Source organism: Streptomyces sp. S186, from assembly GCF_051603415.1.
Classification (GTDB): Bacteria; Actinomycetota; Actinomycetes; order Streptomycetales; family Streptomycetaceae; genus Streptomyces.
Genome location: NZ_CP193932.1, coordinates 2,144,955 through 2,159,624, shown reverse-complemented (window position 1 = coordinate 2,159,624; position 14,670 = coordinate 2,144,955). Strand labels below are relative to the sequence as shown.

8 protein-coding genes are annotated in these 14,670 nt (G+C 67.0%); 4 read left to right on the top strand and 4 right to left on the bottom strand.

Annotation, left to right across the window (positions count from 1 at the left end; genetic code table 11):
• Positions 1–13: 13 nt before the first annotated feature.
• The 3 genes from ACRAS8_RS09080 to ACRAS8_RS09070 are packed head-to-tail and all read right to left on the bottom strand — an operon-like array spanning position 14 to position 8,256.
• Positions 14–3,472, bottom strand: coding sequence for a hypothetical protein (locus tag ACRAS8_RS09080; RefSeq protein ID WP_438485440.1), 3,459 nt, complete (start codon positions 3,470–3,472; stop codon positions 14–16).
• Complete coding sequence (locus ACRAS8_RS09075; protein ID WP_438485439.1) at positions 3,469–5,661, bottom strand: hypothetical protein; 2,193 nt, start codon at positions 5,659–5,661, stop codon at positions 3,469–3,471. The genes ACRAS8_RS09080 and ACRAS8_RS09075 overlap by 4 nt, the downstream gene beginning before the upstream one ends.
• 6 nt (positions 5,662–5,667) lie before the next feature.
• Positions 5,668–8,256, bottom strand: coding sequence for a DUF6603 domain-containing protein (locus ACRAS8_RS09070; RefSeq protein ID WP_438485438.1), 2,589 nt, complete (start codon positions 8,254–8,256; stop codon positions 5,668–5,670).
• 1,156 nt (positions 8,257–9,412) lie between these two features.
• Here ACRAS8_RS09070 and ACRAS8_RS09065 point away from each other — a divergent pair.
• The 4 genes from ACRAS8_RS09065 to ACRAS8_RS09050 all read left to right on the top strand — a co-directional run bounded on the left by ACRAS8_RS09065 (position 9,413) and on the right by ACRAS8_RS09050 (position 12,909).
• Positions 9,413–10,123: a hypothetical protein gene (locus tag ACRAS8_RS09065; protein WP_438485437.1), complete on the top strand. Its 711-nt coding sequence runs from the start codon at positions 9,413–9,415 to the stop codon at positions 10,121–10,123.
• Between the two features lie 607 nt (positions 10,124–10,730).
• The gene (locus tag ACRAS8_RS09060) at positions 10,731–11,366 is read left to right on the top strand and encodes a tyrosine-type recombinase/integrase (RefSeq protein WP_438485436.1); all 636 of its coding nucleotides are present in this window, start codon (positions 10,731–10,733) and stop codon (positions 11,364–11,366) included.
• A 182-nt stretch (positions 11,367–11,548) separates the two neighbouring features.
• Positions 11,549–11,755, top strand: a complete 207-nt coding sequence (locus ACRAS8_RS09055; RefSeq protein WP_438485435.1) for a helix-turn-helix domain-containing protein — start codon at positions 11,549–11,551, stop codon at positions 11,753–11,755.
• Between the two features lie 65 nt (positions 11,756–11,820).
• The gene (locus tag ACRAS8_RS09050) at positions 11,821–12,909 is read left to right on the top strand and encodes a tyrosine-type recombinase/integrase (protein WP_438485434.1); all 1,089 of its coding nucleotides are present in this window, start codon (positions 11,821–11,823) and stop codon (positions 12,907–12,909) included.
• 60 nt (positions 12,910–12,969) lie between these two features.
• On the opposite strand, the gene ACRAS8_RS09045 is transcribed toward ACRAS8_RS09050, so the two are convergent.
• Positions 12,970–14,418: a hypothetical protein gene (locus ACRAS8_RS09045; RefSeq protein ID WP_438485433.1), complete on the bottom strand. Its 1,449-nt coding sequence runs from the start codon at positions 14,416–14,418 to the stop codon at positions 12,970–12,972.
• Between the last annotated feature and the right edge of the window lie 252 nt (positions 14,419–14,670).

Genomic DNA, 14,670 nt, shown 5'->3' with positions numbered 1-14,670 from the left:
GGTTGCCTGCCGTTCAGCGGTCGAGGGGGCCGCCACGGATCAGGCGGCCGTTCTGGGCGATGGGAGAGGTGGTGGCGGCGTGTCCCTGGGGGGCGAGCGGCAGCGGATCCCCGGCCCCCGCTGGATGCCAGGTCCAACTGCCGTGCCGGGTGCTGGGCCGAGGCACGGCGAGCGCAGGGATATGCGGCCCGGAAGGGTGATCGGGGTCGGTGGCCGGCACCGTACCGGCCAGCAGCGGCCCCGCCCGGAAGGAAACCCGCAACCGCCGCAGGCCGGGCTCGACGAAGACCGCCGGAATGCTGAGGGCGGTGGCCGGCAGCAGATCGGTGACGGCGTGCACCGCCGCCCGGGGGTCGACCAGCAGGGTCACCGTCTGCCGACAGCCCTTGCCCGAGGCGTCCTGGAAGGCCAGCCGGAAGCCCCGATCGATCCGGATCACCCGTTGCGAGGTGGAATCCAGCGGTTGATGCACGGTGTACAGGCGCGAGTAGTCATCGCCTAGGAAGCAGCCGATCAGCCCGTCGTCCTGATCGGCCAGCGAGCCCAGGCGGATATACCAGGGATGAGTGAGGAACTCCGCAGACTCCGGCTCGCCCGCCGGATCATGCCGCCAGGTCTCCTGGCCAGGATTGATCAGCGGCGGTCCTTCCAGTTCGAACCACAGCCTCGCGTGCACCAGGGCCAGCGGACGGCCGGCCAGCACCGCCATCGAGAGGTCGTCCCAGCCGCCCAGTGGGTTGACGGTGAACAAGGTCTCGTCAATGGTGGCGCGCAATGCGGCGAAGTCGGTCTCCGCCGCATACTCATCGAGCATCTCCTGGAGCATCGCGCCCAGTTGCCCGGGGAACTCCTCGTCCGCCGGATCCCGGTACGGTGCGTCAGGCGCCGCGTCCCAGGCCAGCCCACCGCCCGAACCCTTGCCCAGCATCGCCGGGCGCAGCTCGCCCAGCGCCCGCCCGTCCGGGGCGAACACCTGGAGCGCCGAGTCGAGGTGGTTGGGCAGCAGCCAGCCGCAAACCGGGTCGGCGCCCGGTCCGATCGCCGAGCCGTCCGGAGTGAGTGGCTCGAAGCGCAGCCTGGCTCCCTGCACCAGACGGGGACGCAGCTCCGCGAACGTGTGCCGGGTGGTGTGGGGCAGCACCGGCTGCTCGGGGCGCACGCTGTTGGCGAGAATCAGCTCTTTGGCGAGGCTGTCGCTGGGACCGCCGGTGCCCACCGGGTTGATCACATCGCAGACCTGGCCGAAGCGGTCCACGATGGCCAGCCGGTTGAAGCGGAACTGGCCCGCCCGGAGGGGGGAGAAGGAAGCGTCGGGCAGCGGCACGGTCTGGTGCTCATGGCCGATCAGGGCCGCCAGTTCGTTGCCATGCGGCTGGGGGTGGATGCCGATGCCGCGGGCGGCTACCCACTGGGTGAGACCGTCCAGGGACTGGCTGAGCACATCCCAGGTGGCCACCTCTTCGGCGAGCGTGGTCAGTGCCTTGCCCAGCTCGGTGCCGGATGCGGCGGCCGGGTGGACGCGCTGGTACTCGCGGAGCCGGCCGCTGAGGTTGAAGGTGGCGTGCGGGGTGAGGTGGATCCGCCCCCGGCAGGTGCCGAAGTCCAGGGGACCGGGCCCGGACTTGCCGTTCCACTGGTAGCGGGAACCGTTGAACTCCCAGGGGTCACCGTGCTTCTGGTGGTAGGGAATCGCGAAGTAGCGCACCTCATAGAGGAGATATAGAGGCTGCCAGGGCTGCGCCCAGGGCGTCAGCCCGTAGTGCGGTGGGATTCCGTTCGCACCCTGGGAGACCGGTGTGTGACGGAGAGCGTCGAGGTCGTTCGCTGCTGTCGAGCTCACCAGGCTGAACTCGTCAACCAGTTCCCGTAGCGCCTGCGGCTCGGGCAGATGCTCGGTGGGCACCGCGAGGGGCGGCCTGTGGACGGGGCCGGTGGCCTTCAGGGTGTCCGCGGGGAAGCGGCAGGGCAGCGGCGCGCCCGGGGCGGTGGTCTTGGGCGCGCCCGCTCCGCTGAGCAGCACCACCGGGTCCGCCGGGGTGTGGAACTCGGCGAGGGGCACCCGCTTCAGTTGACGGCCCTGCCAGGGCGTGTCGGCGAACCGGCAGAGGTAGTCGGCCGCCCTGGCGGTCAGCTCCGCCGTGGTGGCGCCCCAGGGGATCGCTTCCTGGTGGAGGTGCTCGCCGGCCAGGTCGCGCCGCCTTCCGAGATCCTTCTCCACCGAGCTGATCCGGCCGGCCAAGGAGCCCCGAGCGCGCTCGAAGGCGAGCCGGTCCTGCTGCGAGAGGCCGGCGTCGCGGTTGAGCCACCAGAGGGCATAGAGCCTCCAGCGCAGTTGCGCCAGTTCGCGCATGGCGGCGTCATGGGCTGCCTGGCGGCTGTTGAGTTCCGCCAGCAGCTCGCGCTCGGCCCGGCGTTGCTCCTCGCCGACCACTACCGCCTTCTTGCCCGGGGCGTCCACCGCCTCCCAGGCGTAGCCGCCGGGGCTGGTGCCGAACCAGGAGCGGTGGATGGCGTGGTCCACCGACTCATGCGCGGTGTCGTCCAGGCCGTTGAGCAGCCCATGCTGCAGGGCTTCGAGAAGGGCCGCGTTGCCGTGGTCCATGCCGCCGGCGATCAGCAGGCCGGAGAGCGCGTCCACCGAGCTGTTGCCCACGGCCACCTTCACCTGGGTGCCCCGCGGCCGTTGGGAAGCCGGTGCCGTGCCTTTGGGCTGCCAGGGGAGCCGGAGGACATAGCCGGTGTAGAGCGACCGGGTGGGCCGGTCCGTGGCCTTGCCGTCCGGCGGCACCCAGTTGAGGGCGTGCGGATCGCCCTGGGCGATGGCCAGTGGGTCCACAGCCTTGTCGGAGTGCCAGCCGATCACCTGGTAGGCGAGGACAGCGTCGAGCGTGCCCAGGTCGGCCGCGGTGTCATGCAGCGACAGCACATTCTCGTTGTACGGCTGATAGGCGGAGAAGGTGAGCAGTCCCGGGCCCAGGGCGTCCAGCGCCACCGACTCGCCGGATCCCTCCTCCCGCCAATCGGTGAGCTTGACCCGGCGGCCGATCCGGACCGCCTTCGGGATTCCGCCGTCGTCCCGGAGAAAGGCGCTGCCGCCCGGCTCATCGGCGCCATTGACATGGTCGCTCTCCACCACCCAGGCCACAGGTTCCTCGGCGGTGTCACAGCGGCGGCGGATGACCAGCCAGCGGTTGGGGATCTGAGGGAAGGCGGTCTCCCCGGTGGCGGCGTCATGCTTGCCGTGGCGCAGCGTCTGGGGAAGCTGCCAGTGCAGATAGACGCCATTGGCGTCGGGCTGGCTGTCCCAACGGGCGGCGTCGTTGTTGGTGAACGGCTGCGGTTCGGGTGAGGAGCCGAGGGACAGCCGGTGGTAAACGGCTGTCCACCGTTCGAAGGGGACGCTGTAGCGCACCTCGTCGTTGACGACGAGGGCGTCCACCTCGATCGGCACGATCAGGGGCTCGTCGCTCACGAGGTCCCCTCCTGCTTCTTGAAGGTGATCTGCTGGGCGGACTTGATCATCTGGATCGCCATCCCGGCCGCGCCCAGGGCGGCCTTTCCGGAGTGCTTGCCGAGCTTGCTGCTCAACTCCGCGCGGAGCCCCATGACATCGAGTACGCGCCGGGCGTCGAGGAACCCGGCGAACGGAATGGTGGCCCCGGAGACCGGTTCGCCGATCTCCGTCTCCCTGAGGGAACGCAGCTGGATATAGGGATCCTCGTTCCTGTCCAGCTCATAGCCGAAGTGCAGCCCCTGCGGTGGCTCGGCGATCACCAGCTTGTCGATCACTCCGTCCACCAGCATCAGCAGCAGATCAGGGCCGAGGGCGGCACAGCGCAGCACCTTCAGCTGCCGGTTGCCCTGGTAGCACCGCACTCGTAGCGCGGGCCAGCCGGGGACCAGCGCCGAGCGCACCAGAAAGCCGGAGGCGCTCCCGGTCAGCTGGGGTAGTTTCCGGATGCGCCGGCGGAGGCCCTGGGTGAGCTCGCGGTCCAGGGAGCAGGCCAGGCCGATGCTGAGCGCCCCGTCGAGCAGGGCCAGTTGCCAGTCATGGTCGAGGTGGAAGAAGCGCAGGCTTTCCGGTGGCAGCATCTCCGGGCGCGGCACCAGGTGGTCAAGGGGAACCCGGCGGAGCAGGGCCAGGCCGGAGAGCCACTGCTCCAGCGCGGTGGCTTGGTGGTCGGCTGCGGTATGGATGGCGGCCGTCTGGGCAGCGTCGGCCAGGCGGGCGCGTACGGCCTGGGCCGGCGGCGCATGGCCGGGCGTCGTGGGGGTGCGGTCCGGGTGGGGTTCCTGTTGGAGGGCGGTGGCGAAACCGCCTTGTTTCACCGCCTCTTCGAAGTGGCGGTTGCCCACGGCGGCGCCCAGCACACCGGCCCCGGCGAGGCTGCCGTGTCCGGCCACCGCGCTCTTGCCGTCGTGGGTGCCGCCGCTGAGCCGTCCCGCCGCGCGGCGTACCACCTGCCGCCAGCGCATCAGCGCGGGTCCGAACTCGGGGTCGGCCAGGGCCAGGGCCCTCCCCATGGTCCAGGCGGCCGCATAGCTGATGTCGAAGATCCCGTGCTCCTCAAGGAAGATCATCCGGGCGTCTGCCGCGTACCACACCGGTGCGTCCGTCCCCAGCGGCACCGACTGGTTGGGTACCGCGGTGAGCGGGCCGCGATACCAGGCGAAACTGCTCTCCCCGGTGGGCAGGGCATGGACGACCGGTACGTATCCGGCGTGCAGCCGCTGCCGTGCCGGGTCGGCGGGCTGGTCGCCGTAGTCCTGACCCCAGCGCAAGGTCAGCCGGTCCGGGTGGCCTGCGCCGTGCTGGGCCAGGCCCTCCACCAAGGTGGCGAAGTGCGGGCCCAGATCGGGCAGTGAGCGGAACGACCAGCTGTGCAGGGAGACCATCCGCAGCCTCGTGCCGGACTCGCCGCTGTCCAGGTCTTTCCGGTCTTTGGGCAAGTGGTGCAAGAAGCCTTCCAGGGAGACCAAATGGGCCACATACTGCCCGCCGTGTGGTGAGGGGAAGCGGTTGCCGACCACCACCGCGTGCCGGTCGTCCGGTACGGCGGAGCCGGCCGCCTGGTGAGTACGGGCCGAGTCGGCGGCATCCGCACCGCGCCGTACGTGGGCGAGATAGGAGAGTTCGGTGCGCAGTGGAGCCACCCGGGCGAAGAGATCAGCGGGGATGTCCACCGTTTGGCAGGTCAGCCGCTTCTGGTCGGATGGCAGCCCGTCCAGTTCGGGGTGGATGACGTTCTTCGGTGCGGGCCCGGCCAGCTCGGAGACCGGGCGGGAGGCCGTCTTGCCCACCGCCTCGGGGTCGTCCGGCAGCTCTCCGGCGGTGAACAGCAGCAGCGCCAGCCAGGGGTCGGGAACGGGAGGATGGCTGCTGCCCACTTTGATGTCCCAGGGCAGTGACATCCGGTCCAGGGCGATATGTGGCACCACCTGGTCAAAGGTGCCCGTAGCGCCAGGCACCGGGTAGGCGGCGTGCACGGTGCCCGGCGGCAGGACGAACCGGGGCCCGCGTACCTCCAGCAGCTGGGTCTTGCGCGGGGTGAAGTACTCCTGGTCGGCATAGGCATCGATGGAGTGGGCGACGCTGATCTGATAGGTCCCCTCGGTGAGGGAGGGCTCCTTCGCATCCAGGAATTCCAGGGCCCTTGACATACGACATCAGCCTCCCGCCGGGACGTACAGCGGCTCCGCGGTCAGATAGCGATCGATCTCCATGTCATAGGTGTCGGGGCTGTCGTTGGTGTCCGGTGCGCAGCCCAGTTCGCACAGCGTCTGGTAGAGCTGGACGCGCCTGGCGTCGGTCCGGGGATTCATCGCCTTCTGCTTGATCCGGCAGACCGCCTCATCGGTGCGCAGGGGTACCGGGCCCCACGCGCCGACGGCTGGGTCCAGCGGCCGGGGCCCGTCCTTGATGGAGATGGTGTCCAAGGCGCCGGGAACGGTGGCGAGTTGCTCCCCCTTGCTGCTGGGACCCGGGACCCGCACCTCCATGCCCACATACTGGTCTTTCACCAGTCCGTCGCCCTCGGCGCTGCCTGTCGCGCCACGACCCCAGAGTGCCTGGGGACCGCTTTCCCGTACCGGCTCGATCTCCCACTTGCCGTAGTCGACTTCGGCCCCGACGGTGACCACTCCGGACTTCCGAGTGGCCTGCTTGACCAGGACCGTATGGCAGGCGACATGCCCCTTGGGACCGTTCGGCGCACGGTTGCTCGGATCGGTGATCGGCCGGATGTACAGCTTCTCGGGCGCGTTCTCCGGCGGTGGTTTGTTGGCGCCCTGCTCGCCGAGCGTCAGGACGGTGGCCGGGACCGCGGAACGGCTGGCGAAGGTGAAGCCATGGGTGCCGACGTACCACACGGTGTCATCATCACCGGGCGGCGTTGGCTGCCGACCGCTGACCGCGTTGAGCGTCAGCGACTTCTGCGGCGGCGGCAGTTGCTTCTCGAAGTCCTTCCAGGCCACCGCGCGCTGCGGGGGACCGTCGGAGCCGAAGTGCAGGCTGAAGGAGATGAACCACAGGTGCACTCGGGCCGTGCCGCCCAGCGGCGGGCCGTACATATGGACATCGACGCCCACCTCGACACTGACCGTGATGTGTGCGAACAGCACCTTTACCGAGGCCGATACACCCATGCTGATGCCCAGAGAGACATCGTAGGTTCCCGAGCACCAGTCGATCAGCGTGTCCAGATGCGCGGTCAGCCAGGCTCGCAGCGCTCCGCTGGAGTAGGTGACCGACAGGGAACCGCCGAGCATAAAGGCATGGGGCGTGACGGTCGCATAAGCCTGCGCCCGGAGCATCACCTCATTGCTGATCGCCCAGTCGATCCCGATTCTGGGTACGGCCGGATAGCGGGCTGGTTTGGTGAATCCGGGATGGTAACCGCCCACGCTGAAGACGAAGTCGCCCGCATAGGGGCTGGGAGCCAGCCAGACACAGGCAGCGAGACCGCCGACCGGTTTGCATTCCTTGGTCACCACATAGGAGTTGGAGGTCAGCTGGGCGGTCAGCGACATCAATCCCTGCCGGTGGGAGTACTGGGCCTCGGCCGCGATCTCCACCAGGGTCACCGGGTCCTGGCCTGGACTGCGGACCTTGGGGAAGGTGAAATCCCCTACCCCGAGCAGGGAGACCAGCAGGTCGTCACCGAACTCCACCAGCGCGACCGCCTTGAAGTCGGCGTACTCGAAGGTCGTCCAGTGCAGCCCGGCCGCGAACCAGTTCTCCCCTCGGCGGGGAACGATAAAGGCGTCGAGTGCCTGAAGCGCCTTGGCCGGGTCCGGCGGTGTCCCAGCGCCCAGATCCGACAGCCGTTGTGCCCCCGTCACCAGGGGGAAGCTGGTCACCTGGTCCAATCGGGGAAGTTTCACCTGGGTGTTGTAACCCCCGCCCAGGCTGATTCCCTTCACCCGGAAAGGCGGTGGACCGAATCCGCCCGTGGGCCCTTCCGCGGAGGCGCTGCCGAAAATGAACATCGAGGTGAGCGAGGTGTTGTTCGTGGTCGTCCTGGCGTATCGCCCCATCAGTGACACACTCACCGCCGGGGTGGTCAGCAGGGCCAGACCTTCGTACTTCTCCTTGTCCCCGCCGAACGCACCGGTGTGCAGGAGTGCGCCGTCGAGCGCGATGCCCTTGGCGGGGAGTGCCAACCCCAGACCGATTCCCCGGATATCGATGCCAACATCCGTCGGATCGGCCGGGTTGATCTTCAAACCCAGCCCCATCGCGGTCAGGGTCAGCCCGGAGACGGTCAGACTCACATCCGCTGCCGCCTCGATCCTCCCGCCCTGCAGTGCCAGTCGGATTCCGCCCAGCCTCAGGGGACCGCTGGCCCGCGGGGTGGCCGGCTGCTCGGAGCCGGGGCGTGGCGTGGGGGCGACGGACTCGGGTGGTGCGCCCTTGTTGGCAGGAAGGTTCTGGTTGAATTGCTGCGAGCTCTTCCCCAGCAATATCAGCGCAGACTCCGGTGGCAACGTGCCGAGCTGATACCGCAGCCGCCCATTGACCCCACGTTCCAACCCCTTGCCGGCCAGCGCTTCGCCAAGTCCACCCAGCGGCAGCTTCACCTCCGCGAGCAGGCCGCTCGCGGTGTTCAACTGGGTCGGAGTCATCTTGGCGGTGCAGTACAGCAGCTGTGCCTCGGTGATGGTGAAGTCGAAGCCAGGCGGGACCAGCTCACCGACCAGCGGGATCTCGGTGAGGCTGATTTTGGGATCAACCTGGACCACGAGAATCCGGGCCATGGGCCCTCCTCAAGCACGTCGTTCTTGAGATCGTTTTCCGGGTAATCAAGGAATCCGAGGAGGCAGCCTACCCGGGACGGTCGATAAAGCACTCCTGCGGAATCGATTCAGCAGCAACATTGTCCAAAAATGCCGGGGATCAGGCGCAGGCAGGGACCCGGACAAGATGAATCCGAGCGTGCCCCTCCGGGCGCCGGTGGAATCCGCATGGTTCTTGAGATCCGGCCATCTCTGCTTTGGCCTGAGATGGTCACAACCTGCTGCGTTTCGGCGGAACCCGTAACTCCGCGGCGCGTTACGGACACATCCGGCTGAGGCTTCAATCTTGTACGGTTGACGGGTGGCCCAGAGTGCCTTGAAAGTGCATTCCATGAAGTCCTCGGTCATGGGAATTTCTGCGGCCCTTGTGATGAGTGCGTCCTTGTTGACGGGTGGGGCACCCGAGGCGAATCAGCCGCCCCAGCAAGCCCCGGTCGGTATCGAGGCGAAGAACTGGGCGGGCAGTTACTGGGCGACTGCTAGCCAACAGGATCGGGCCAAGCTGAGTCCAAGGATCCGTATCGCTGAAACGCGGATGTATCGATTCTGGCAGCGCAGGAGCACTATCCAAGACGCCTATGTCTTCCCCCAGGGAGGCCCTCAGGGTATCCGCATACGTCGGCAGTGGTACCAAGCCTGGAACTTCCTCAAAGAACCAGGCAACATCCCGTGGCCGTTCGCGCCGCCAGGGCAGAAGAGCGTTTACCTGTCAATCGGGATGCGCAGTCCCGCAACCAACCACCTGCGACCGGCGGACCCGCAGAAGAGCGGATGGGCTTCGGTTGGTGGTGCGGAGTTCGGGGGAAAGACGGATAGGAACTGCAACACAAGGACAGGGAGCTACGGCAGCACGACCCACAATCCCGGCAACTCCAGCCAGATCTTCACACGCACAACCAACGATTTCCGTGAATATGATGCAGACGCGGAAGCGTATGGGTTGGATCAAAATGTCAATCCGCCTGTATGGAGAGCGCCCCTTCGCGGCTCCCTTCGGATCATCGCAGAACTCCGTCACGGTACCCACCAGTTGGTCCAGGCGTGGTTGACCCGAGACCACTACTGCACCTTCCAGAAGATACCCTAGAAATCATGAAACGCGTGGACGGAGACGACCATGGCTGATCCTCCGGACAAGTTCCGGGTAGCCGACAAGGATGTTCCGCTCGCGGTGGATAAGCTGCCGGACGGGCGGTGGCAGGGCACGGCGAGTTGCCCACCCGCCGTCTACACGGCATTCCCTGCCTGGCTGTCATCGACATATGGGGTGACCATCCCGGACGAGATCTCAAAGCTCACCCTGCAGACCCTGGAAGTCCAGGTCACCGGCTCCCCAAAATCGGATTCCTGGGATGTCGCCTTCGAACTGGGCGTGGAATTTCCCTTGGGCGGCGTGGAAGCCGCGCTCTTCATCGATATCGCCTGCTCGCACCAGAAGGGGTCCCCAGTCAAGAAGGCCGCCACATCCTTCGAAGCGTACGGTCAGCTCACGGTGGAAAGCCCCGATGGCCCAAGCCTCACGCTCCAGCTGACTGCCGCCTACTCCCCCGAGGAGAAGCTGAGCCTCTCCGCCGGCTTGTCGGACAATGAGTCCACGTTCGCCGATATCACCCGTCTCTTCGGGCTCGGCAACGCCCTGAGAGATCTGGGCGACTTCGCCGGGACCGGCGGTTCCGAGAACGTGTCGCTTGGCTTGATCCTGGTCTACCACTCGAAGGACAACGCCTGGGCGGTATCCGCTACCGTCGGCCCCGCGACAGCGGGCATCGCATCGGTTCCCGTGTCCGCTACCGGGGCACGGCCAAGGCACATGTCCAGCACGAGCTGACCGTGATTGTCGTCAACATCGAACGCCTCAGCACGCAGGAACCTGCCCACTCCACCTACCGGCCTTGCCCGTCCATGGCATTCCAGCCGTACCTCGACACCCACGAACTGCCCCGCCCCCGATAGCGGCGCCAAGGCACATGACCTTGAACATCCAAGATCCCCGACAGAGTCATGGCGTCGGCCTTTCCGAGAGGCTCGTCGAGGGTAGGCGCTTAGAAGGCGCCTGCTCTGTTCTGTCGGTTTCGGGCATCCAGGGCAAGTCGTTAGTGGGTGTCGGGCGACTGGAAATGCGTGATGCCCTCGCGGCTCTGGCGGCGTCGTGCTGATTCGCTGACGGCAGACACTTTCAGCCCGGCGCGGGCTGGAATGCAGCGGCGAAGCAAGTCAACCTAGACCGGTCCTGGGAAACGGTGGCAGTTTGGCTCTCTCGGTGTATCGGTGTGGATGCTGTCAGTGAAGGAGGCGGCGAAATATAGCCGACGATCCCCGGTTACCGAAACCGGGGATTCTATGGAGTATTGATCTCGCCAGGGGACGCCACGCGTCTCGATGCCTTGCGTTAGGAGCCGAGTAACTTGTCGCAGTCGGCAATAGATGAATCGTCCTTGCTCTCTGTCGAGCACATCCGTGCCCTACTGGGGTGGGTCCAGGAACACACTGAGGTGCCGGGGGCGGTGTTTCCTTTCCTCGCCTCCATGGTGGGGGCAGCCCTGCTTCCCGGTGAGGCGGCCGCGGTCCGAGTTGACGACGCGGAGCTTCCGGAAGGTGAGTTCGGCGCGCTGCTGGTCCGTGCCGGCGAGGTCCGGAAGGTTCCTGTGACTCCGGAACTTGCCGGTGTGCTACGGGAGTGGATCGGTAAGGCAGGCTTGGAGCCGGGCGACCTGCTATTCCCTGGCGAGCGAGGCGGGTCGTTGTCGTCTTCGGTGTACCGGCGGGTGTGGAAGCAGGCGCGTCAGGCCGTGCTGAGTCCGGGCGATGTGGAGGCGCGTTTGGGGGAGCATGTGACCGGCCTGCGCGATTCCTGCCTGGACCTGTGGCTCAAGAAGGGCGTTCCGGTGTGGGTCGTTGCTGAGTGGGCTGGTGTGAGCGCGAGTTCGCTTGCGCTGCGCTATCCGCATCGCTTTCGCCTCGAAGATGTCGAGCTCGACTGGGGGCACCTGGCCGAGGTCATGGCCCTTCCGGGCTCGTCCAAGCGGGTAGATCCGGGCCCGCGCTCTGCCGCGGCTCAGAGCAGGGGCTAATCCGCCACGCCTCTTGAACTTTGGCGGTCCGCACCTTGACGACGTCATCACATGATCAACCCTTCCGTGATGTGGTCCCACTGCCCTGACGGGGCTGGTTGACCTTCGTCCTAGCCCGCCTGACGGCCCGGCTGAACCGAATCGCCGGCTGCCTCCCCCTCACCTTTCTCAAGGACTCACCCATGCCTGCGCGTTTGCTGTCCATCCCCGTTGTCGCCGCCGCGTTGGACGTCGACCGGCGCACCGTCTACCGCTTCATTGCCGCTGGGGAATTGCCCGTCGTTGACCTGCGCACGGGAACGGGTCGCTCCCGGGTCCGTGTCCCAGCTGCCGGTCTGGAGGAGTTCATCACCAGCAGGTCGGTCGCTTCCCCGCAGATTCGCCGCTGACCTGTTGTCTTCAGTTCGGCCCTCCCGTACCCGCAAAAAGGAGTAGTACCGCGTACCTGCGAAAGTTGAAGTCCGGCAAGTGGCAGGCGACCGTACGCAACCGGACAGGCGACCGGTTCAGCGAGTCGTTTCCCCTCAAGGCCCAGGCGCGTGCCTGGGGCATCGATATGGAGACCCAGTTCGCCCGCGGGGGCATGCGCGACCCGCGGGCCGGCGAAGCGTCCTTCCGTGAATGGCACGACCGATGGTGGAACGCCCGTGTGGTCGAGCCCCACACCCTGCGGGGAGACGCCTCAAGTATCAAGAACCACGTCATGCCCTACTGGGCCGACTGGGAGATGCGGGCCATCACCCGCATGGACGTCCAGAGCTGGATCCGTGCCCTGGTCGAGAAGGGTGCGGGCGCCGCCGCCGTCAAGCGGGCCTACAACCTGACGTCCTCCATCATGCGCGCGGCCGTCGACGACGACGTGATCACGGTGAGCCCTTGCCGCAGCATCGACCTGCCTCAGATCGCGGTCAAACCGCCGCAGTGGTTCACGCTCGATCAGGCGCAGAGCGTGCTGGACGAACTCCCCATTGTGTGGCAGACGATGTGCCTGCTCGGCTTCTACACTGGGCTGCGGTGGGGCGAACTCTCCGGCCTTCACCGTCATCGCATCGACCAGCGTCGCTCACGCCTGTTCGTGGTGGAGGTCAACACCAAGAGCGGCATCAAGGAGTACCCGAAGAGCTCCAAGAGCCGCCGGGAGGTCCCGCTTCCGCCCCATGTCCTGGAGGCACTCGAACGCCACATTCACCGGCTCGACCGCGATGCCGTGGTGTTTACCACCATTACCAAGGGGCGTGCAGGACGCCTCCTGGACGACGGCAACTGGCGTCGGCAGACCTGGTGGCCGGCTGTCGACGGGGCTTACTACTTCGACAGCGACGGTGAGCAGCAGCTCGTCCCGCACTACCCGCCGCACTCCATGCGTCACACCTGTGCGTCGTGGCTGGTCCAGAAGGGAGTCTCGCTCTACGAGGTCCAGCACCTCCTCGGCCACGAGAGCTTCCAGACCACCCAACGTTACGCGCACCTCCAACCGGACGCTCACAAGGCCGTGCTCGGCGCCTGGCAGCGTTTGGATGCTCCGCTGACCATCGCTGCATAAACGTTCCTTCGCCCTGTCTTCCGTGGACAGGGCGAAGGCGTTGTGTGGGCGATGCCAGGGTCACGGGTGCGAGTCTGCCGGAATGCCTTCGGAGTGCGTCCAGCGGCCCTCGGCGTCAAACGGCCACGGGTGGGCGTAGACGTCGACCTTTAACACGTCGCGCAGAGCGTCACGACTGGTCGGAGGGTCCGGCGGCATCCGCAGGGGGCTGCGGAGGGGGTCGAGCTGTGCTGCATACGCCTCGGCCCATCGGAGCCATTCCAGCTCGTCCACCGGAATCGATGCGTCATCGGCTCGTTCACGGGCAGCGTGGCAGAAGGAGCGGATCTCCACAGCCCGATGCCACGCCCGTACCTGCTCGATCAGGACCTTAGCCCGGTGCTGCTCGACCTGTTGCTTGCGTGCCTGCGCAATGGCCACGTACCACCGGCGCCGCTCCTCGGCCTCGCGGAGCTCCTTCTCCCGTTTCCGGCTTTCGGCTTCGGCCGCGAGGTCTTCGAGATCGCGCAGAAGGCGCCCCAGCCGGGACTCGAGCGTCCATCGGGCACCATCACTGTACGAGTAGGAATACTGGCACCAGCTTCCGGCGGGCGCGCCGATCGTGAGCCGTCCGTTGAACTCCTCGTCGTACTTGGGCAGACGTGTCCAGGGGGTGCGCTGCTGCCGGCGGATCTCCTGTGGGGTCGGTTCGTGTGGGACCTTGGCCGTTCGCTCAGTGAGGGCGAGCGGGAAGGTCCGACCCCGGATGACGATGGCCAGAGTGTGCACGGCTTCACCACGATGGAGGTCGGTCCGGGTCTCCACCGTGTAGCCGCGGTTCTCGGCCTCGGTCAGGAGTGCGTGCATGATCCGCAGGGCGCGGTCGACGAGCGGACGTGACAGGTACAGGGGAATGACCCCGGGTCTGCCACGGGTGTCGACCACGCTCTGGGACGTCCCGAGGGCCTTGCGTGTCACGCGGACCAGGCGGTGAGGGCGGTCCACACTCCCAGGTACGTCGATGGCCGGCGCCGGGGGAGGCTGGGCCGCCTTCTCGGCCGCCTCGTCGACCAGCGTGAAGACGCAGTCTCCTCGCTGCCTACCGGACCACCGCAGCTTGTGGCCTTCCGGAACATGGCCGTGGTGGAGTGCGTTGTAGTAGGCAGCCCGCCACCGCCCCCGGGTCTGAGGGGCGGGATCAGAGACGATGATCTTCCCCGAAGCGGATCGCAACCGAGAGATCAGCTCGGTTCCGTCGGCAGGGGCACGCGCGGCTTGCTCGACGTCTCCTTCCAGACGCTCCTTCTCCGCCTGCACCTTCCGAGGGTGTTTGCCGTGCTTGAGGTAGTAGCGGCCGGCCGCGGTGACGACCGCGACGTGCCTGCCCCCGCGCCAGGTCCTCTTGATCAGCCCGCGCTTCTCCAACGCCGAAGCTGTATGAATACCGCGAGGTGGGACGGCCACGGCATCGGACGCAGCCGCGATCTCTCGAAGCATGGCGGCCTGCTTCTCCGTCAACGCGTACTTCACGGCTCCGGCCTCCACTCGACGAGCTGCGGGCGGACGGCCAAGATAGGGCGAGCGAGCATCACCGGCACGGTGCACGTCCGCCGTATGGGTTTCTCCGCCCGACCTGGAGATGCCGAGGACCGCCGTTCTTTGTGGGTGGCGAGCCGTCATGTTCCGGCCGACCGAGGCAGCGCGTGCGTGGACCGTGACGCTCATTTGACGCTCTGGGCCACTGGCAGCCCGCCCGCTGAGCCGAAAAACCCCGCCTGACCT

Excerpts from the sequence above, each read along its gene's own strand:
- ACRAS8_RS09065 (WP_438485437.1), top strand. The coding sequence starts at position 9,413 with ATGGCTGATCCTCCGGACAAGTTCCGGGTAGCCGACAAGGATGTTCCG.
- ACRAS8_RS09070 (WP_438485438.1), bottom strand. The coding sequence starts at position 8,256 with ATGGCCCGGATTCTCGTGGTCCAGGTTGATCCCAAAATCAGCCTCACC.
- ACRAS8_RS09075 (WP_438485439.1), bottom strand. The coding sequence starts at position 5,661 with ATGTCAAGGGCCCTGGAATTCCTGGATGCGAAGGAGCCCTCCCTCACC.
- ACRAS8_RS09055 (WP_438485435.1), top strand. The coding sequence starts at position 11,549 with ATGCCTGCGCGTTTGCTGTCCATCCCCGTTGTCGCCGCCGCGTTGGAC.